Origin of the sequence: Alkalibacterium putridalgicola, from assembly GCF_900109825.1 — a bacterium.
Lineage (GTDB): Bacteria > Bacillota > Bacilli > Lactobacillales > Carnobacteriaceae_A > Alkalibacterium > Alkalibacterium putridalgicola.
Genome location: NZ_FOBL01000018.1, coordinates 1 through 21,217, shown reverse-complemented (window position 1 = coordinate 21,217; position 21,217 = coordinate 1). Strand labels below are relative to the sequence as shown.

Sequence of the window (21,217 nt, the reverse complement as noted above, 5' to 3'; positions counted from 1 at the left end):
GATTCACCCTATAATGTACCATTACGGCTTCGCTACGAACGTTTTCTCCATTTTTATGTGCTCTTGTTTATTTATAGAATACCAATCTTCAGATTGAATGTACAAGAAACTTTAAATCAGTTTAATTTCAGTTCAGAAAGCATGCAGTACTTATCCTCACTCAATTGCAATCATCTGTCTAATGTCTATATAATAGTAATTGGCGTATAGCAAAAAAAAACTGAAACAGCTTAAAAATTAAAGGCAGTTTTGTAAGCCTTTTTATCGCTTTTTATTTAAATAAGAAAAAGGAGTGTTTTTATGAACTATCATGTATCCAAACAAGGGAATGACCAATCTAAAGGGACAGCTGACCACCCCTTTCAGACCCTCTCTCGCGCTGCATCAATAGCTATGCCCGGTGATACGGTCACTGTCCATGCCGGTGAATACCGGGAATGGGTCGATCCGGCCAATGGCGGAACAGAAGAAAATCGAATAACCTATAAATCAGCCGGTGACGGAGAAGTCATTATCACAGGGGCTAAACGCATTACCGACTGGCAAACTGAAGGAGACGATGTCTGGAGCACAGAAGTCCCTAACAGTCTCTTCTCTGTCCGCAATCCCTATGAAGTCGAGTTGAGCGGCGACTGGCTGTTTGACGGGGCTTTAAATGCTCATCTCGGAGATGTGTATCTGGACGGCAAATCTCTATATGAATGCAACAGTGTTGATGACGTACATAAACCTGAAGTATGGTCTGAAGCGAAATATTCTGATGATTCTTTACTTAAATGGTATGCCGATGTTGGTCCTCAGACAACTAAAATATGGGCCAATTTCGGCGGAAAAGATCCGCGTCAAGAAAATGTCGAAATCAATGTGCGTCCTCATTGTTTCTGGCCGGAAAAACCTGGACTTAATTATATAACCGTAAGTGGCTTTACGCTTCGTCAAGCTTCCCCGCAGTGGGCCGCCCCTACTGAATTCCAGGAAGGATTGATCGGGCCTCACTGGAGCAAAGGCTGGATCATTGAAAACAATATCATCAGCGAATCCAAAAACGTCGGGATCAGCTTGGGCACTGAAATTGATACAGGTCACGCAGACAAGCAAAGCAAAGGCGGCACGCAGCGTGAACAGGAAGTCATCTTAAGAGCACTGCGCTCCGGATGGGACAAAGAGACAGTCGGCAGTCATATCGTTCGAAACAATATCATCCATGATTGCGAGCAGGCGGGTATCGTGGGACATATGGGCGCAGCGTTCAGTCAGATTTCTGACAACACAATCTATAACATCCATCACAAGCGCTTGAGACATGGTGCTGAAGTCGGCGGAATCAAGCTTCACGCAGCTCTGGATACTCAAATTACCGGCAACAAGATTTATACCTCTTACCGCGGTCTCTGGCTCGACTGGCAGGCACAGGGCACACGCATCAGCCGCAATGTCTTCTTTGATAATCTGTCCGAGGACTTATTTGTTGAAGTGTGCCATGGTCCGTATCTGGTCGATCACAACCTGTTCCTCTCCCCGATGAATTTCAGGGATATGGCTCAAGGTGGGGCCTTTGTCCATAATTTATTCGCTGGTCAGTTTGTCGTTCAATCTGAGATCAGCCGTACGACGCCTTACCACTTCCCTCATGAAACAGCGATGGCTGGGTACTCGAATATCACAGGAGGCGATGACAGATACTACAACAATATCTTCCTTGGTGATAAAGATACCAATCAAGAACCTGTCCCGATCACTTTTTTTGAGCATCTTCCTCTAAAACCAAGAGACGAGACAGCTGAAGGTGAAAAGGCTGTGATGGATGGCGTTCCGGACGATGCCATCTGTTATCTGCATCCGGTCGGTCTAGGCGGCTATAATAAGCACCCTAACGCAAAAGACAAGAAATGGTGGGAATACACCAAAGAAGAGCTTAAAGAGCTTGGAGATGCGGCAGATGCTATTCTTAAAGGTAATGCGGTCTTACCTGTCGCTATGGATGGGAATCTGTACTTGAACCATGCAGTACCAAGCAGCCATGAACCCAAAGCTGAAGTTTACGAACAGAAAGGTGTCACAGTAGAAACAGATACCGCTGAAGGTAAAGTAACCGTTCTATATACGGAGCCTGAGCTGGTGCGGGAAACCACTGATTTGGTCGTCGATACTGATTTACTCGGTGAAACATATCATGCTGAGATGAAGTATGAACAGCCCGACAGGTCACCTTATTGCTTGGATACCGATTTTTACGGCTCAAAAAGAACAAACGCTTCAGTTACACCCGGACCGTTTGAATTAACACTAGAGGGTCCCACAACCTTTGAAATTTAGTTTCTGCAGTAACTTATTATTTTAATGTAAACGACTTTAGGAGACCCCGGAAAAAGCGACTATGCTTTATCCGGGGTCTTCTATTACCTTATTCTGGCACAGAGCGCCGATAAAGCTGATCGTCATTTTCTTCCGGATCTCCGCGACCATCTGTGTTGTTGCTGATGAAATAAAGCAGTTCATCTTCTATAACTACATCACGAATGCGGCCAAAACCAGAGATCACTTCTCGCTGTTCTTCTGCCTCAATATCAAAGACATACACTGCGGATCCTCTCAATCCTGCAACATATAGTTTTCCTTCATAGTAAGCCATTCCAGAAGGGGCCCAGGTCTCATCCTCTCCAGAAGTGAAAATCGGTGTGATCATTCCCTCCTCTTCCTCATTGCCTTCAATGATCGGCCAGCCGTAATTTTCCCCCGCTTCTATCCGGTTGATTTCATCATTTGCATCATTGCCGTGCTCACTTGCATATAGTGTCCCGTCAGATGACCACGTAAGCCCTTGAGGATTTCGGTGACCATAACTGTAAACATAGGAGTCCGAATAAGGATTGTCAGCCGGGACCGATCCATCACGTTCCATCCGCAAAATTTTACCTGCCAGCGAATCCAGATCCTGTGCCAGTTCTGGTACAGAAGCGTCACCGGTCGTTGCGTAGAGCTTATCATCAGGACCGATCTTCATCCGGCCACCATGGTGCACTCTTCCACTTGGGATCTCATCCAATAGGACATTCTCTTCCTGCCAGACACCGTCACCTAACTGTAAAGTAACGATTCGGTTCATCGGTCCATTGCTGCCTTCGTAGGTGTAATAGGCATATGCTGTATCGTTTTCCAAGAACTCTGGATCCAGTACGAATCCTAAAAGTCTTGCTTCAGGAACCAGAGACAGTTCCCGTTCCAGCTCCACTTTTTGTCTTTCAGCTTCTCCATCTTCAACTCGTGTGATCGAGCCAGTCCTCTCTGTCAGGAAAAAAGTTTCTCCCTCTTTTTCGATCGTCCAGGGTATCTCGAGATTTTCTGCAACGCTCTCTGGTTCGTCGATTATTTCTTGCTCTTCTTGCTCTGCCTCGTCAATATTTTCCTGATCGTCCTGCTCATCATTCTGTCCACCGTTTTCCTGTTCATCGGAAGACATATCCGGATCAGGTGTGGATGGTCGCTCTTCTGTATCTGAACACCCAGAGACTAAAGCTACTGAAAGCAGACACACTATCATGAACTTCTTCATTCTTAGCCGCCTCTCTCTTTTCGTTTTACCCGGTACTCAAACAAGTCAGTTATGTTAGAAAAAATGTGCAGTTAATATGGAATATTATCTAGTAAAGCTGCTCGTGTTCTTGTATTGCTGATTGACACCGTATGACCTAGCTGTTTTCCTGTTCATTTTTAAAATACTGCTCGACCAGAAAGGTCATCAAATCATCAGGCTGTTCCCTCGCGAAATCAGCTTCATCACCAAAGACCATGCCGTACGGTTCCTCATACGTGTAGGGTTCCCACTTCGGCATGTCTTCCCCGGTCGAATCTTTTCCATTCGGCTCGCCGGAGGATATGAAGTTGACCAGATAATTACTCATCAAACGCGCCAGATCATAGTGCTTGCCTACAAAGGGCCGCCATCCTTTAGCAAGGGTTTCAAAGAAGAACCACAAGTCAGCAGAGTGGAAGGGTCCCGGCTTATCCGAACCCGGTATTTCCGGATCAAAATTATAATAGTAAAGAGGTGTGTTGGCTTCCTTGTCGGAATTGGCCTTTCCGGCGACACGTACCGCATATTCGATCGTGCTGACAGAAGCGTTCTTTTTGATCTCATCCAAATCATTTGATTCGAAGTGGCATAACTTTAAGAACTCGTCCGCATCCGAACCGAATTTATTAACTGCCATTTTTTTAAATTCATCCAGACTGGATACATTCGGTTTACTAAAGAACTCAGAGGATGTATGACCGAGCATCATCGGTACCATCAGGCGTTTGTTTTCTAGAAAAAGCTTGAACGCATCCCCCATCACAAACTGTTTATCTATAACGGGTCCCCAAAACACTTCATACTCCAGAGCTTTTATGCGGAGCACTTCACCATCGAACTTGCGTGCTTCTTCAAGAGAAGATACCCCTAAAAAGTCAAAAAAATTGACCCCTTCCTTTTCCACTTGATTTAAAGTCTTTCCACTTCCCGGTATCCCCTGGCTCCTGTAGACACGCGCAAAGATTCCACTGTGAACCACAGCCTTGTTAAATAGCCCTTCATTTTGTGGTGCGGTCAGCTGGTGCATGACGCTGGCTCCACCTGCCGACTGTCCGCCGATCGTTATATTGTTAGGATCACCGCCAAATGCTTCGATGTTACGTTTGACCCACTGGATACCCGCCTGCTGGTCGAGTAAACCGAAGTTGGTCGGTGCATCTGGTGCTTCTGCTGTAATCTCAGGATGGGCTAAAAATCCGAAAGAATTCAGCCGGTAATTCACCGTAACGATCACGGCACCTCTGCGCGCTAAACGTTCTCCGTCAAACTCCATCTCAGAAGTGTAACCGACTTGAAAAGCGCCACCAAAAAACCACACATAAACTGGAAGCTTTTCATCCGTGCTGCTCGCCGGTGTCCAGACATTAAGGTAGAGATTATCTTCGCTCATAGGAATATCCGGATCCACATGCCATTCTCTGGCATAAAAATCTTCTTTATTCAATCCCGGCGTGGCCTGCATGGATATAGGGGCAAACTCAAACGCCTTTAAAGTCCCTTCCCAGTCAATAGCCGGCTGCGGTGCGCGCCAGCGGTTCTGTCCCACCGGCGGGGCTGCAAAGGGGATGCCTTTAAAGGATGTGACCCTTGGATCTGCCGCAGGCAAGCCTTGAACAACCCCGTTTTCTACTTTTACTTGTCTTAGCATATGTTAGACTCCTTAAACTTTTCATTTTCAGTAAAAAAGTATGTCTTATTTTTTGTATCTCAACCACTTTACTCAGGTGTTTTTTCAATACCCGTAATACCAATGGCTCCGGGACCGCCGTGGCTGGAAATCACTGCGCCCGCCTTTAACCATTTCGCATTATTTATTCCCTTCTCTTTAAGTAGATCGAAAACCATCTCTTTCTGACTGTCTAAGACACCCGGCGCACCGACCATTAGGACGGTGTCTGGATCAATGTCATATTTTTTGAAAAAATTAGTGATCATTTTTTTCAAGCAGCTGTCAAAAGAACCGCGGTATTTATCTCCAGGGACTAGGTAGCCATTTTCCAGCTTGATCGACGGCTGGATCTTCAGCAAGTTTGCACTGTAGAAAGCCAGACTTGAGACACGGCCACCAGCTTTTAGATACTGAAGTGTCTTAGGCATGAATACCATCTGGGTGCGTTCTCTGATGCCTTCGACAAAAGATATGATTGCCTCAGGTCCAGTATCAGGATGAGTTTCTATGAACTGAGCCGTTGCTTTAACAACAGCAGCTGCTCCGATAGATACATGCTTGGAGTCGACAAGGTAGACATTGTCAAAATCTTGAGCTGCGATTTTTGCGGCATTGAAAGACACCGTGGTCACTGCCGAATAGCCGATGTGGATGATATGGGCATCTGGGTGTTCTTCAAATACCTGTCTGAAAACCTTCGCATTATCCTGTGGTGACGTCCCCGAAGTTTTAGGAAGAGTGCCTGTCTTTTCATAATAGTCAAAAGCATCCTGAACATCAAAGCTGCCATCAGGATGCGTCTCATCCCCCATTGTGACATGCATCGGAATGACTTTAACATTATAGCGCTCGATCATTTCTTTAGACAGATCTGAACCACTTTCCGTTGTGATGATATACTTATTCATTGTTTCCCCTCCGTTGATTTGATAGTTTCTTATACTTCTAATAAAATCAGTCTTTGCATTTTTCAAACTTGGAAATTCTGTTATTCTTACTAATGATCCACTTCATTTCACCCTTATCTAATTAAAAGAAAAGGTGTAATAGATAGCTATAATTAACACTTGAATCAATTATACCAATCTTGGCGTGCTTATCATACATTAGTCCCTTGGAAATGTATACGTTTTATTATTGACAGAGTATATAAAAAACCAGAATAGAATGAACTATTCTGGCTTTAAAAGTATCTTAGATAAATATGATGGTGACTACCTCGTTAACAGTGTGACACTCTCAATATGTGTTGAGATGATAATAAATACAAAATCAAAGACAGAAGAAGTATTTGCCATTTAATGACGAACAATCGTTAAACGTCTATCGATCTCATTAAAAAGCCTAACAAATAAACCAGTCTTCAGTTGATTTAAAACTAATAAATTTTCATTCATCTTTCTGACTTGATATGGAGCAAGTAGAATCCACGAATCAAATTAAGCCAAATAAGATAAAGCCAACAGTGTTGATTGCAAAGTTGGCAAACATATGTACTAGCCACGATGGATATATATTCTCAGACTTTTCGTTTAAATAATTAAAGATACAGCCACCTGCAAACAGCCCAGACATCGCCACTAAATAAATACTCCAAGAGAACCATCCACTTGTCATACCCACATGGTATAAAGCAAACAGTAAAGCGCTGAAAACATATGCAAAAAGTCGTCCAGCATTTTCCTTCAAAATCAGAAAGGCGAAACCTCGAAAGAAAAATTCCTCCAGCAGAGAATTGATCAGAGCGATATAAATGGCAACATATAAAAAATTATCTACATTGACACCGATACTTGAAGTTAACGACTCGCGAATGGATGATAAATCGATAAAATTTCTTAAAACGATATAGGCAAGCAAGATAACAGCATATACACTAGCCCCCAGTATAATTGCAAGTTTAATATCTGACTTTCTAGGAATAAACAGCTTTTTCAAATGAGTATATTCTTCATTATATCGAAGAAAGTATCCCATTGGAACGACTAGGAACAGGATAACTTTCAGGATCGATTTGTACAGATATGGCAGCTGAATAAATCCGTCTATCACACTCATGCCTATCGCTGAAAGGGTTATAGAAAGTATGAGAAATATACTTTTTTTACTTATTTTCAAATTTTAAAACTCCTTCTTTCTTAACATCTTCAAGGCTCCTTTAGTTTTTTGATTCTCAGTAAAAAAGTATCTATCCTATAGTCTGCCTGTATAAACTGATGCTTACTTAACAAAGGTAATCTGCCTAGCAAAATTGGATTGGCGAATCTAACGCTTTTTAGATCATCTTGCTTATTCTTGATTTTAATCTGGTGTTTTTTCAATCCCTGTGATCCCTATAGCTCCGGGTCCCCCGTGACTGGAAATCACAGCACCAGCCTCCACCCATCTAGCATGTTGAATGCCGTTCTCTCTCAGCAGAACGAAAACCATCTCTTTCTGACTGTCTTCTACACCGGGTGCACCTACGATCAGCACGGTATCCGGGTCAATGTTATAGTTTTTGAAAAAATTAGTGACCATCTTTTTTAAGCAGTTATCAAAGGATCCACGGTATTTCGCCCCGGGGACCAGGTAGCCATTTTCTAACTTGATCGACGGCTGGATCTTTAGCAAAGATGTGAAAACAAGAGGATTGAACCTCGGGTGTAATAATCATTTTCTGTACTTATATCTTAGTCGCTGTTTGAAATCCTCTCATACAAATTTACTTTGTTCTCCGGTCGGTATTTTTCTCTGAGCTGATTTCGCGTGGTGTATTCATATTCATATGGATCAATAAGACCCTGTTTATTCTTATTGATAATCTATGATTCCCTTAATATAGTCCGTTTCACTTTCATCAATCTCATAATATTCTACATTGTCCCAGCTGTCCCCGGTTCGCAGACCAATAACTGCTCCATTTTTCAAAAACCAAACTTTTGAATCGATTAACCCGACAGACTGTTTCGGACTGCTTACTTTGATATAAATATCTGGGTTCTCCGCTTCAATATTGCCGTTCTCTGTTTTCTCCTTATGTAAATAAATCATTAGCATATTATCTATGATAGACTGATTCTCCCTGTCATTAAAAGTAACCGGGAAATTTACTCGACTTGGATTTTCATTGTCATTATATCCAATTAATATTTCTCTTGAAACTTCATTACTATTCACACTACCGGAAAAATAGCCTCCTACAAATATAATAAGAGCAAGAACAACCAGACTAATTATTTTCACCGTCTTTTTCATATAAAACATCCTCCTTTTTTTCGACGAGATTTAGAAAAGTATCATTAATACAGTGTTTTACTTCTTATTCGCTTCTCTCCATACTTTATATTCTTCTACGTCATCGTGAACCATACTGTAAGCGAATGCAATCACCGCAGCATCATCCACAAATCCCACCCCCGGGACAAGATCAGGTATAAAATCAAATCCATTAAATACATAAATTAGAGCACTAATGATAGCGATGATAGATCCTAATGGAATTTCCGTATACTCTTTATTGACATAAGCTCTGACTAAAGATATAAAGACAGGGACATCTTGTAAGTACTTACCTGCAACAGGGACTTTTGAGAGCTTTTTCTCTAAACTTTCTAGAGTGTGTTCCAATTTTTCTTTATCTTCTAACAGATTTTTGGCTTTTGCCTTATTTCTATATAAGAATTCTTTTACTTTTTCACCTTTTTTTAATTCTTCAATGTTTTTTTCTATCTCTTGATTTTCCATATTAATTCCTCTTTTCCATTTTAGTATTGTGCAATCCTTTTATATGCTCCACCCGCTCTGGCCTTCGTCTTCTCCTGCCACTTCAAGAGTGATATCAAAGTAATAATTCAAGGATAAGAAAGTCTTTGAATATTGTACCTGTATGATCGGTTTACAGCAGTTGTATTTTTATTTTGCCATAAACATCTGTAAATCAGATTTGTCTCTACTTACTGTTAAGTTTATCACAAATACCTATATAATACTCTACTAAAATACAGCTCTGGAAATGAATTCGAAATACCTTAATTTTGCACTAAAATTTAATATGGGCACACACTACCCATTTTTTTAGCGAAGCCGAATATTCCACTATAGACTAATATCAATTAAAGACAATATAGTATATGAATATTTCATACTTAACAATCTTTAAACGTAGGACGGACTCTATTCAAAGACCATCTTTAAGTTTTCATTACTTCATTTCATAGTCTGAGCAACAAAAATAAGAAATGTAAACAATGAACTTAATGGTGCACAAAAAAACCAGAATAGAATAAACTACTCTGGTTTGATCAGTCATTTTATACTTAATATTGATTATCTCGTTAAAAGGGTGACACTTTCAATATGACTCGTCTGCGGGAACATATCCACAGGCTGTACTTTCTGAGCGGTATAGCCACCTTCAACGAGCAGGGCCAGGTCACGGGCCAGTGTGGCCGGGTTGCAGCTGACGTAAATCATTTTCTTAGGCTTCATTTCTAAGACGGAGTCGATAAACTGTTCATCGAGTCCTTTTCTTGGCGGATCGACGACTAGTAAGTCGGCAGAACGGCCTTCCTTGCTCCATTCCAGCATCACGTCTTCGGCTGCGCCGACTTGATAGGTGACGTTCTCGACACCGTTGAGCTTCGCATTGCGCTTGGCGTCTTCGACAGCCGGTTCGATCACTTCGATGCCATAGACTTCCTTGGCATTTTCAGCGAGGGCCAGGGTGATCGTGCCGATACCGCTGTAGGCATCGATGACGGTTTCTTCTCCCGTCAGTTCAGCAAACTCGATGACTTTGCTGTAAAGCACTTCTGCCTGGGCCGTATTGACCTGAAAGAATGAACGGTGAGAGATCTCAAAGGTGTGATCCAGCAGTTTGTCGTGATACTTATCTTCGCCGTGCAAGACGATAACTTCCTGCCCCAGGATGACGTTCGTTTTCTTCGGGTTCACGTTCTGAACGATACTGACTACATTAGGCAGCTCTTCCAGGATATCCGGAACGATTTTGCTCACAGGGAACAGCTTCGGTGTACGCGTCACCAGAACGATCATCATCTCGCCTGTATGATAGCCGCGGCGGACAAGGATATGACGGAGATTCCCAGTGTTGTCTTTTTCATTGTACGGCTTCACGTTATAGGTACGCATGATGTCGCGGACCGTCACGATCGCCTTGTCAATCTCAGGATCCTGGATCTTGAAGTCTTCCATCGGGATCAGGTCATGGCTGTTCTTTCTGTAGACTCCTGTCTCCAGCTTGCCTTTGACTTTTCTTACAGGGATCTGAGCTTTGTTGCGGTAGCCGAAAGGATTTTCCATGCCGATGACATCGAAGACCGGGACATCCGGCAATTTAGCGATCTTATGCATGACGTTTTCCACTTGGCTTTTTTTAAATGCCAGCTGGCCTTTATAGTTCAGGTGCTGCAAAGGCATCGTGCCCGTTTGTGCATACGCCTTATCTTTGACTTCCACACGGTCTGGACTCTGGTCGATGATTTTTGTCAGTTTACCCACACCAAAAGACTTGCCGACTTTGATGACTTTGAATTCGATGGTTTCTCCAATGAGAGCTCCTTCGATGAACAGCGGGTAGTGGTCGGTTTTGGCGACGCCTAGTCCCTCATGTGTCAGATCGACGATCTCTCCCTGATAGGTCTCGTTTTTATCTACTGGTGCTTTGAATTTCTTTGTGCTGTTACTCATGGTATTCTCCTTTTTTCGCTTGTTTGCGATGACGTCTCAATTAAAGTATACAGGTTTCCTGTAAAAGACGAAAGCGCACAGTTTTCAGGCTGTGCGCTTTAATTATTCTTCTTCTTTATCTTGCAGCTCCATTACGCGTTTTTTGAACTCTTCTTCTTTTTCTTCTGTCATCAAGTCACGTGTATTGATAGACAGCTGCATGCGGTCCAGATCTGTCACGATTTCCAGGTGCTGTTTATACATGGTGAATTCAGCGGGAGCATCGCCGCCGTATTCTCCGTCGATATTGATCATCAGCTGTTGATTGTTCTGAGTTTCAGCTTTAACATAACTCGTTTTTTTGTACAGTACTTTGGGATGCTGCGTATGTCTGCCGTCGTTCATCAGCATTGTTATCAGACGCAGGATCTCGGCAAAGTTTGTCGTCTTAACGATGATCAGGGTGAATTTTCCGTCACCCAGCATCTTATCCGGAGCGATTTTTTCAAATCCACCGACGGAATTCGTCAAGGCAACGAAAATCAGTGAGGCGACGCCCTCATAGACACCGTCATCATAGGTTATTTTGACTGGGACTTTACCGACACGTGGAAGCAGTTCGGCTCCTTTAACGAAATAAGCAAGTGAGCCGAACAGTGATTTCATGTTTGGCGGCACATCATAAGTGACTTCTGTCAAGAAGCCGGCTGCTCCGATATTCATAAAGAACATGTCTTCTGTCTTCGTCTTGACTCGCCCGATATCCATGTGTACAGTCTGATTCTTATGGATGAGCTGCGCTGCTTTGACAAAATCATAGCGCGGGATCTTGAGTGCCCTGGCGTAGTCATTCGTCGTTCCTGATGGTATGATGGCCAGCTTGGGACGATCAATATGCGGAGACATGCCGTTGACGACCTCATTGATCGTTCCGTCCCCGCCCGCTGCAACGATAAGGTCAAAGCCGTCTCTTGTACAGCGGTCTGCTTCCTTTTGAGCACTGAGCGGTTCAGGCGTGGTACAGAAGGCACTGGTATCATAACCGGCCTTTTCATATTCATTTAAAATATCAGGCAGTTGCCTTTTTAATGTTTCACGACCGGATGTCGGATTGTAAATCAAACGCGCACGTTTTCTCACCGTCCATCCACCCCCCTTTTTCAAATCTCTCCTAGCGCTTGTCCATCTCTTCTTTCAGAAGCTTGTTGACGACGCCAGGATTCGCTTTTCCTCTTGTCTGTTTCATCACGTTACCAACTAGGAAGCCTAAGGCACGGTCTTTACCGTTTTTATAGTCTTCTATAGACTGTTCGTTCTGATCAAGGATATCAGATATGATCGGCAGAAGTTTAGCAGGATCACTCAACTGGACCCAGCCTTTGTCTTCGACTAAAGCCTTCACATCATCGCTGCCTTTAGTGATGAGTTCTTTGAAGACTTTCTTGGCGATCTTGGAAGAAATCGTCCCGTCAGCGATCAGGTTGATCATTTCAGCCAGTGCTTTAGGGGTCAGTTTTGTTTCATGCAGTTCCAGATGCTCACTGTTCAAGTAAGCTGATACTTCACCCATCAGCCAGTTTGAAGCCTGTTTAGGATCCGCACCGTGGTCGACCGTTTCCTGGAAGAAGTCGGACATTTCGACTGTCGCAGTCAATACGCCGGCATCATATTCTGGCAGGTTATAGTCTTTCACGTATCTTTCCATGCGTTCTTTCGGCATTTCAGGAAGCGAAGCTCTCACGTCTTCGATCCAGTCGCTACTGATCTCAAGGTTTGGAATGTCTGGTTCCGGGAAGTAACGGTAGTCACTTGAACCTTCCTTGACACGCATAAGAATGGTCTCGCCTGTTGTTTCATCGAATCGTCTTGTTTCCTGCTGGATCTCTCCGCCGGCATTCAGGAGTTTTTCCTGACGCTTGATTTCGTGTTCCAGCCCTTTTCTGACGTTATTGAAGGAGTTCAGGTTCTTAAGTTCTGTTTTTGTTCCAAACTCTTCCTGACCGACTGGGCGCAGTGAAATGTTGGCGTCACAGCGCATAGAGCCTTCCTGCATCTTAACATCGGAAACACCGGTGAACTGAATCAGCTGTTTCACTGTATCCAGATAAGCCTGCGCTTCTTCAGGCGAGCGCATGTCCGCTTCAGATACGATCTCGATCAGCGGGGTGCCCTGACGGTTCAAGTCAACGTATGAAGACCCGTTATCACCGTGCGTGTTCTTTCCGGCATCCTCCTCCAAGTGAACACGTTCGATACGGATTCTTTTCTTTTCGCCTTTGACGTCGATTTCGATCCAGCCGTCATAACCGATTGGCTTGTCGAACTGTGAGATCTGATAAGCTTTTGGATTGTCCGGATAAAAGTAGTTTTTACGGTCGAATTTCGTGTCGTTGGCGATGCTGCAGTTCAAAGTCAAAGCCGCTTTCATGCCGAATTCGATTGCACGCTTGTTCACGACCGGCAGAACGCCTGGATGGCCCCAGTCGATCACATTCGTATTCGTGTTCGGTTCGGCACCAAAATGTGCGGGAGATGGGGAGAACATTTTAGAATCGGTTTTTAATTCCACATGCACTTCTAACCCAATAACTGGTTCTAAATTCATCGCTTATTCTCCTCCTTTGAATGATGGTTTTTTCTCAAGGTGATCTGTCGCTTGTTCATAAGCATAAGCGGCTCTGTAGATCGTCTGTTCATCGAAATGCTTACCGATGATCTGCATGCCGACCGGCAAGTCTTCAGAGAAACCACATGGAATGGACAGTGACGGGACGCCTGCCAGATTGACTGGAACAGTTAATACGTCTGCCATATACATAGCCAGGGGATCATCGATTTTTCCACCGATCTCAAACGCTGTCGATGTCGTTGTCGGTGCAACTAATACATCCACATCTTCAAAGGCTTTTTCAAAGTCCTGTCTGATCAGCGTTCGAGCCTGAGCCGCTTTTTTGAAGTGGGCATCATAGAAACCGGAACTTAATGAGAACGTTCCAAGCATGATACGGCGTTTCACTTCCAAGCCAAAGCCTTCTGAACGGGATTTGACATAAATATCTTCTAGAGAACCAATGTTTTCTGAACGGTAGCCATAACGGATGCCGTCAAAACGCTGCAAGTTACTGGATGCTTCTGAAGAGGCGATGATGTAGTAAGCCGGAATACCGTATTTGGAATGCGGCAGGCTGACTTCTACGATCTCAGCACCCATCTTTTTATACATGTCAAGGGCTTTACGTACGGATTCCACGATTTCTGTTTCTTTTGCATCTTCATGGAAGTATTCTTTCGGCACACCGATACGCAGGCCTTTGACCCCTTTATCGATTCCTTCAGTAAAGTCAGGCGTTTCCCCGCGGTAAGAGGTACCGTCTCTATCGTCCGTACCGCTGATCGCGTTAAGTACCAGTGCATTGTCTTTAACTGTACGCGTGAACGGTCCGATCTGGTCCAAGCTTGAGCCAAAGGCGATCAGACCAAAACGGGAAACACGGCCGTAAGTGGGTTTCATGCCTACAAGACCGGTGAAGGATGCGGGTTGTCTGATCGATCCGCCTGTATCTGAACCAAGTGAGACCGGAACCTGACCGGCTGCAACGGCTGCTGCCGAGCCACCTGACGAGCCTCCGGGAACTTTTGACAGGTCCCAAGGGTTTCGTGTGATTTTTAAGGCAGAATTTTCTGTCGATCCGCCCATGGCAAATTCATCCATGTTCAGTTTGCCGACAGAAATCATCCCTGCCTGCTTCAGTTTTTCCACGACTGTAGCATCATATACCGGAACGAAATCTTCCAGCATTTTAGAAGCTGCCGTTGTTCTGACACCCTTCGTAGAAATGTTATCCTTGATCCCCACAGGTAATCCGCTCAGGACATTGTCAGGGTCGATGCCTTTCTCATCCGCTTCTCGTGCGGCTGCCAGTGCGTCTTCTTTGTTCAACGTCAGAAACGCTCCGACCTTCTCATCCGTCTCTTCAATGTTCTCATAGACAGATTCCATCAATTCGACGGCTGTGAACTCCTTGTTCACCAATTTTTCGTGTAAATCTTCTAAAGTATAATCCAAAAAGTTCATTACGCTTCACTCCCCCCATTATCAAACATGGCAGGAACTTCGATATAGCCATCTTTTCTTGTTTTGACATTTTTGAACAGTTCTTCTCTGTCCGTTCCTTTTTGAACCTTGTCTTCTCTCCAGACGTTCTTTTGCGGCAGTCCGTGATAGGTGCCTTCTACACCTTCTGTGTCCAATTCTTCCAGCTGTTCAACCATATCTACGATTTGATCGATCTCTTTTGTGAAAGCATGGATAGATTCTTCTTCTATTTCAAGTTTAGCCAGCTTGGCGACCTGCTTGACTGTTTCTTCGTTTATAGCCATGTGATCATTCCTCTCGTCTGTTTAATTGATCCTTGTTGTTAATTGAAAATATACACCTCATAATCTTCCTGATCAGCTTCTCTGTTCAGATAAGATTCCATGCCGTTCAATGACTCCACATTGATTTGAGTGGATACATTACCCGGTAAGTAGGTTTTCCCTGCTTCATTCAAGAATTGTGTGAAAGCAATGATCTCCCCTTTGCCGTAGAACTGAGTCGTGATGGTTATTTCCAGATTCATAAGCTGGTCTTCGATATAATGCCCCAAACCGGTCACGCCGCTTACATTCGGGAAGAACCCTTCAACTTCTGATCTGAAGTTGGCAAAGTTATTGCCTTCCGCACTCTGCATTCCTTCCAGCGGGAACACGATGCGGTCTTCATTGATCATGGTCCAGTCCGACACTGTGGATTCGCCCTCTTCGACTAACCCTTCAGCGATAAACGTACCGGGAGCCAGATCATCCTGTGTCGATTGTTCATACAAGCCGATCATGACCGGGACATTTTCCAGCCCTTCGATATTTCTTATGCGGGAGGCAACTTCTTCTCCCATTCGTTGTCCTTCTTCAAGGACCTTTTCACGGGGGATCTCCTGCTCATACGTTGCACCAAATTGTTCGAGCTGATAATAATCGACCGAGTTCAGTGCGAGACCGATACTCACTCCGGCCAGTTCCAGACCATTCTCTGTCTGAACATAAAAATTCTGCTCCAGTATCGAATTCAAGACGTTCGGTACACGGTCCTCAGAATTCTCACTGTTATTTTCCGGTGGATTGAGTCCCTGCATCTGTTCATCGATTTCTTCTACCTCTTCTGTTTCAGCCTCTTCCCCTTCCTTTGCATTTTCATTTTCTTGAGGAAGCTGTTCTCTTCTTAACCAGTTACTGACCAGGTCGGAAGAAAGGTATTGACCTTCCTGGAAGAAATGGTCATCCGTCGGGAAGTAGGTCTGTGAGTGACGCATCAGATCGATCTCGAACATGCGCATATTCACACTGGAATTCAGACTGCGCGTGATCCCTCTGTTCTGACTCGGCGCATACGTCCCATCCTCTGTAATAACGGGTCTGTAATAGTCCGCATCTACCTGTTCTTCTATGGTTGTGACTTCATCTTCGTCCAGCTGATTTACCGTTTCCTGCGTCTGATCCTCTTCCTGACCTGATTCATTGGTATCAGTACTGTCCGGTGAAGCACTGCAGGCCGCAAAAAACAAAGCTTGGGCAATTACTAAACTGAGAACTGTTTTCTTTTTCACGCGTTCTCACTCTCTATTCTAATCATTCATCAATCTCCTTAAGGACTTGCTGTTCGGTTAATACAGGCACATTCAGTTCCTGGGCTTTGGTCAATTTGCTGCCGGCTTCTTCACCCGCAATCAGGAAGTCCGTATTCTTTGACACGCTTCCTGTGACCTTGGCACCAAGATCGGTCAATTTTTCTTTCAGTTCATTACGCGTAAACTGTTCAAGTTTCCCTGTAATAACTAGTGTCTTATCGGTAAAGAAGGTAGACAATCGTTCGATTTCTTCTTTACGTTTGCCTTTATATTCCATGTTCACATCGGCTTTTTTCAGTTTCTGAAGCAGCTTATCCACTTCTTCCAGTTCGAAAAAGGCATGGATACTTTCCGCGATCGTTTCACCCAGTCCTTCGATGGCCTCGATCGCTTCTTTAGAGGCCTGCCTCAACTGGGCCATCGTAATGAACTCTTCAGCTAGAAGACGCGCCGCTTTCGCACCAACGTGGCGAATGCCTAAACCGAAGATCAACCGTTCCAGTGAATTTTCTTTTGAGTCTTCGATTGCTTTAAGTAAATTGTCTGCTGACTTATCGGCGATTTTGTCCAATGTCAGTAACTTGCCTTTTTCCAGGTAATAAAGATCTGCCGGATCTTTGACAAGCGATTCATCGTACATCTGTTCCACGATGCGCTCGCCTAGCCCTTCGATATTCATGGCATTTCGGGAAACAAAATGAGTCAGCTTCTCTTTGGCCTGAGCGGAACAGCTGGGGTTCATACATCTCAAAGCGACTTCGTCTTCCAGATGCATCAGTTCGCTGTCACATGCCGGGCAGTGGGTCGGATAGTCATAAGGCTCACTGTCTTCCGGTCGCTTGTCCTTATTGACCTTGACTACTTCAGGAATGATGTCCCCTGCTTTACGTACGACGACGGTGTCCCCCAGCCGGATATCTTTTTCCTTCATGAGGTCCACATTGTGCAGACTCGCACGCTGGACCGTCGTACCGGCAAGCTGAACAGGATCCATGATAGCCGTTGGGGTAACGACCCCAGTACGCCCGACTGACCATTCGATCGTTTTCAGCAGGGTCTCTGCTTCTTCTGCCGGGAATTTATAAGCGATCGCCCATCTCGGTGCCTTGACTGTGAATCCGGCTTTTTCCTGATTATCCAGTTCATTCACTTTAATAACGATCCCGTCGATTTCATAAGGCAGCTCTGTTCTCTTCTCCTGATATTCTTCGACAAAGTCCCAAACCTCGTCGATCGATTCAAAGACACGCCGTTCGGGATTGGTTTTCAGCCCCAGATCATCAAGGAGTGCCAAGGCTTCTGACTGACTCTGCACTTCTTTCCCGTCCAGCTGGGCGAGTGAATATAAGAAAACACTGAGGTTTCTCGAAGCTGTGACTTTAGGATCTAAATTTCTTATCGTTCCGGCTGCAGCATTCCTCGGATTGGCAAACACGGCTTCTCCCTGTTCTTCACGCTGCTGATTCAGTGCAATGAAGGATGACTTAGGCATGTAGATCTCACCGCGTGCCTCCAGGGTGAGCGGTTCTTTTAACGATAATGGAATGGAACGGATCGTTTTCACGTTTGCCGTTACATTCTCGCCTTCAGAGCCATTCCCCCGGGTGACCGCCTGCTTGAATTTACCGTTCTCATATTTGAGAGACACAGCCAGCCCGTCCATCTTCAGTTCACAGTGGTAGGTATACGGCTGGTCTTCCAGTATCTGAGAGACTTTCCGGTCGAAATCCTGCAGTTCCTCTTTCGAGAAGGCATTGTCCAGACTCAGCATCGGTATGTCGTGCTGGACCTTTTCAAAACCTTCCAGTAACGATCCACCCACACGCTGCGTCGGTGAATCATTCTGAACCAGTGTCGGATATTTTTCTTCCAATTCAACTAATTCTCTATACAATTGATCATATTCTTCATCCGGGATAGTAGGCTGATCCAGCACATAATACTCATGACTGTACTTATCCAGCAGTACTTTCAGTTCATCTATCCGTTCTCTCGCCTGATCAAAACTTATTTCTTCAGCCATTGGATTATCCTTTCTACACTTAGATTTTTTCAATCGGTGCAAAACTTGCCAGTAAGGGTTTGATGCCTATGCCGGGGAAGGCGATATCCAGCTGCAGGTCGTCGCCTTCGCCACTGACTTTCACGACTGTCCCGACATCCCAAACCTTATGCTTAACTTTTTCTCCCACTTGCCACTCCAATTTTTCAGCACCGCTGTTTCCTGTGGCATGCGAGACATAATTTTTTCTTTTCTTCGTCTTTTTATCAAATGGGTCATTTGAACTGCTCCCAAAGCCTTTATACATCCCGCTTGAGAAGGGTTTTAGTGAATTCGATTCCTCGACATCCAGAACGTCATCATCCATTTCTTCCAGGAAACGGGAAGGACGATTAGACTGGACACGGCCATACAGGGCACGGGACATGGCGTTGGTCAGGTACAGTTTCTCTTCGGCCCGCGTGATCCCAACATAGGCCAGACGTCTTTCTTCTTCCATTTCTTCTTCTTCCATTTCAGCACGGGAGAGCGGGAAAAGTCCCTCTTCCATCCCGATAAGGAAAACGATCGGGAACTCCAGACCTTTGGCGGCATGCAAAGTCATCAGTGTGATCTCGCTCGTCGGTTCTTCTTCCAGCTTGTCGATGTCCGAAATGAGTGACAAGTCAGTCAGGAAAGCGATCAGACTGTCATCTTCCTGTTCCTCTTTATCGAACTGATTCGTTACTGTGAGGAATTCCTCGATATTTTCGACACGCGTTTCTGCCTCAAGTGTGCGTTCTTTTTTTAGGGTCGGCAGGTATTCCGACTTGTTCAGTACTTCTTCGGTCAGCTCTGTGATGCTCAAAAACTCTGCCATTTTTCGGAAATCCTGGATCATCAGAGCAAAGCCTTCAACTTTCTTGGCAGCACGTGCTGACAAGTTGATGCTGTTTGCATTCAGCGCCGCTTCATACAAACTCCAGCCCATTTCTTCTGCTGCCAGCGCCAGCTTTTCGACTGTGCTCGCTCCGATACCGCGTTTAGGCTCATTGACAACTCGCGCAAAACTGAGATTGTCTTTAGGATTGGCGATGAGTGTGAGATACGCCAGGACATCCTTGATCTCTTTACGATCGTAGAACTTATGTCCGCCGACCATACGGTAAGGGATGTTTGTCTTGATCAGCGTTTCTTCCATTACACGGGACTGGGCATTGGTCCGGTATAATACGGCGAAATCGCCGTATTCCCGATTCGAATTTTTTTCCAGTTCCTGCTGGATATGCTGAATGACATAGCGCGCTTCTTCGTGTTCATTGCCTGCACGATAGTAGGTGATGGATTCGCCACCGTCTTTATCCGTCCATAGGCTTTTATCTTTTCGTTTGGAGTTATGCGAGATGACATCATTGGCCGCTTTCAGGATATTTTTCGTAGAACGGTAATTCTGCTCCAGTAAAACGACTTTCGCATCCTTGTAATCCCGTTCAAAGTTCAGGATGTTTTCCATATCAGCCCCGCGCCAGCCGTAGATACTCTGGTCAGCGTCACCCACGACACAGATATTTCTAAACCGTTCAGCCAGAAGGTTGACAAGTTTATACTGGGCATGGTTGGTATCCTGATATTCATCCACGTGGATATACTGGAATTTTGTCTGATAGTACTGCAGGACATCTTTGTGTTCTTCGAACAGACGAACCGTCAGCATGATCAGGTCATCAAAGTCCAGCGTTTCCGCCTGTCTCAGCTCACGCTGGTAGTGATCATAGCAGTCCGCTACGATCTTACCGAAGTAATCCGTCGCTTCCACGCGATATTCTTTCTCATTTTGAAGGTTGTTTTTTGCATTACTGATTTCCGAAAGGATCGCTCTCGGGTTGTATTTTTTCGGATCGATATTCAGTCGTTTAAGTATTTTTTTGATCAAGGTCAGCTGTTCACCGGGATCAGCGATCGTAAAACTCGAACTGTATCCGATGTGGTCGATCTCTCTTCTTAAAATCCGCACGCACATGGAGTGAAAGGTCGAGACCCAAACATCCAGTCCGCCATCTGTCACAAGTGAAGCCACTCGACTTTTCATTTCTGAAGCGGCTTTGTTGGTAAAGGTGATCGCCAATATGTTCCATGGATTCACGCCTTTTTCTTGTATCAGATAAGAGATCCTGTGTGTCAGCACACGCGTTTTGCCTGAGCCGGCTCCGGCCATGATCAGTAACGGCCCTTCGGTGTGAGCAACAGCCTCTCTCTGCCTGGGGTTCATCCCCTGTAAAATATCTTCTCGCAGTACCACTTTTTTCATCCTTTCAGGTGTTCATACATTGTTTTATTATAACAGAAACTGACGCCTTCTTTCCATACATCTTGTCAGAGATTATGCACCGCTTGATTGAGTCATATGCTTCTATGATTTCCTTGATTATTTTCAAAAGTGCAGGGTTTCATGTCGGTCCAAAAGCATACTTGATGTAAAAATGTTCCCTCGAACATTCGCAGACTCCCGAGCACGACATCTCACCCTCAAAAATGTTCACTCAGATACTCAGTGCCTCTCGAGAACGACATCTCAACATCAAAAGTGTTCACTCAGACATTCAGTGCCTCTCGAGTACGACATTTCTTTGCTCATACTGTTCACTCATATCCTCCAT

Annotated in this window: 16 protein-coding genes; 1 reads left to right on the top strand and 15 read right to left on the bottom strand. The window is 44.6% G+C overall.

Translation table 11 applies throughout. The features are described 5' to 3' along the window. Window positions 1–300 precede the first annotated feature (300 nt). Window positions 301–2,316 carry a right-handed parallel beta-helix repeat-containing protein gene (locus BMX84_RS07110; protein WP_091488438.1) on the top strand — a complete coding sequence of 672 codons (2,016 nt, stop codon included), beginning with the start codon at window positions 301–303 and terminating at the stop codon, window positions 2,314–2,316. Between the two features lie 88 nt (window positions 2,317–2,404). Here BMX84_RS07110 and BMX84_RS07105 read toward each other — a convergent pair whose 3' ends face one another. The 15 genes from BMX84_RS07105 to pcrA all read right to left on the bottom strand — a co-directional run bounded on the left by BMX84_RS07105 (window position 2,405) and on the right by pcrA (window position 20,859). Further along, window positions 2,405–3,553 (bottom strand): PQQ-dependent sugar dehydrogenase, encoded by a 1,149-nt coding sequence (locus BMX84_RS07105; RefSeq protein WP_091488437.1) that lies wholly within the window; start codon window positions 3,551–3,553, stop codon window positions 2,405–2,407. A 136-nt stretch (window positions 3,554–3,689) separates the two neighbouring features. Next, window positions 3,690–5,222 (bottom strand): carboxylesterase/lipase family protein, encoded by a 1,533-nt coding sequence (locus BMX84_RS07100; protein ID WP_091488435.1) that lies wholly within the window; start codon window positions 5,220–5,222, stop codon window positions 3,690–3,692. A 68-nt stretch (window positions 5,223–5,290) separates the two neighbouring features. Beyond that, a complete protein-coding gene (locus BMX84_RS07095) occupies window positions 5,291–6,151 on the bottom strand; it encodes a DegV family protein (protein WP_091488433.1) in 861 nt (286 codons plus the stop codon). Between the two features lie 526 nt (window positions 6,152–6,677). After that, window positions 6,678–7,361, bottom strand: coding sequence for a CPBP family intramembrane glutamic endopeptidase (locus tag BMX84_RS07090; protein ID WP_218142349.1), 684 nt, complete (start codon window positions 7,359–7,361; stop codon window positions 6,678–6,680). Window positions 7,362–7,544: 183 nt separating this feature from the next. Further along, complete coding sequence (locus BMX84_RS07085) at window positions 7,545–7,856, bottom strand: DegV family protein (protein ID WP_091488431.1); 312 nt, start codon at window positions 7,854–7,856, stop codon at window positions 7,545–7,547. A 180-nt stretch (window positions 7,857–8,036) separates the two neighbouring features. After that, window positions 8,037–8,480 carry a hypothetical protein gene (locus BMX84_RS07080; RefSeq protein WP_091488429.1) on the bottom strand — a complete coding sequence of 148 codons (444 nt, stop codon included), beginning with the start codon at window positions 8,478–8,480 and terminating at the stop codon, window positions 8,037–8,039. A gap of 57 nt (window positions 8,481–8,537) precedes the next feature. Beyond that, window positions 8,538–8,969 carry a YkvA family protein gene (locus tag BMX84_RS07075; protein ID WP_091488428.1) on the bottom strand — a complete coding sequence of 144 codons (432 nt, stop codon included), beginning with the start codon at window positions 8,967–8,969 and terminating at the stop codon, window positions 8,538–8,540. Window positions 8,970–9,551: 582 nt separating this feature from the next. After that, a complete protein-coding gene (gene rlmD / locus BMX84_RS07070) occupies window positions 9,552–10,934 on the bottom strand; it encodes a 23S rRNA (uracil(1939)-C(5))-methyltransferase RlmD (protein WP_091488426.1) in 1,383 nt (460 codons plus the stop codon). Window positions 10,935–11,036: 102 nt separating this feature from the next. Next, window positions 11,037–12,053, bottom strand: a complete 1,017-nt coding sequence (locus tag BMX84_RS07065) for a diacylglycerol kinase family lipid kinase (protein ID WP_091488424.1) — start codon at window positions 12,051–12,053, stop codon at window positions 11,037–11,039. Between the two features lie 31 nt (window positions 12,054–12,084). Further along, window positions 12,085–13,518 carry an Asp-tRNA(Asn)/Glu-tRNA(Gln) amidotransferase subunit GatB gene (gatB, locus tag BMX84_RS07060; protein WP_091488423.1) on the bottom strand — a complete coding sequence of 478 codons (1,434 nt, stop codon included), beginning with the start codon at window positions 13,516–13,518 and terminating at the stop codon, window positions 12,085–12,087. Between the two features lie 3 nt (window positions 13,519–13,521). Continuing rightward, on the bottom strand, window positions 13,522–14,988 hold the full coding sequence (gene gatA, locus BMX84_RS07055; RefSeq protein WP_091488421.1) for an Asp-tRNA(Asn)/Glu-tRNA(Gln) amidotransferase subunit GatA: 1,467 nt from the start codon (window positions 14,986–14,988) through the stop codon (window positions 13,522–13,524). Beyond that, window positions 14,988–15,293 (bottom strand): Asp-tRNA(Asn)/Glu-tRNA(Gln) amidotransferase subunit GatC, encoded by a 306-nt coding sequence (gene gatC, locus BMX84_RS07050; protein WP_091488419.1) that lies wholly within the window; start codon window positions 15,291–15,293, stop codon window positions 14,988–14,990. Before gatC ends, gatA begins: the two co-directional genes overlap by 1 nt. Before the next feature lie 38 nt (window positions 15,294–15,331). Then, window positions 15,332–16,558 carry a CamS family sex pheromone protein gene (locus BMX84_RS07045; protein WP_091488418.1) on the bottom strand — a complete coding sequence of 409 codons (1,227 nt, stop codon included), beginning with the start codon at window positions 16,556–16,558 and terminating at the stop codon, window positions 15,332–15,334. Window positions 16,559–16,580: 22 nt separating this feature from the next. Further along, window positions 16,581–18,602, bottom strand: coding sequence for an NAD-dependent DNA ligase LigA (gene ligA / locus BMX84_RS07040; RefSeq protein WP_091488416.1), 2,022 nt, complete (start codon window positions 18,600–18,602; stop codon window positions 16,581–16,583). Window positions 18,603–18,621: 19 nt separating this feature from the next. Further along, the gene (gene pcrA, locus BMX84_RS07035; RefSeq protein WP_091488415.1) at window positions 18,622–20,859 is read right to left on the bottom strand and encodes a DNA helicase PcrA; all 2,238 of its coding nucleotides are present in this window, start codon (window positions 20,857–20,859) and stop codon (window positions 18,622–18,624) included. Window positions 20,860–21,217: the final 358 nt, after the last annotated feature.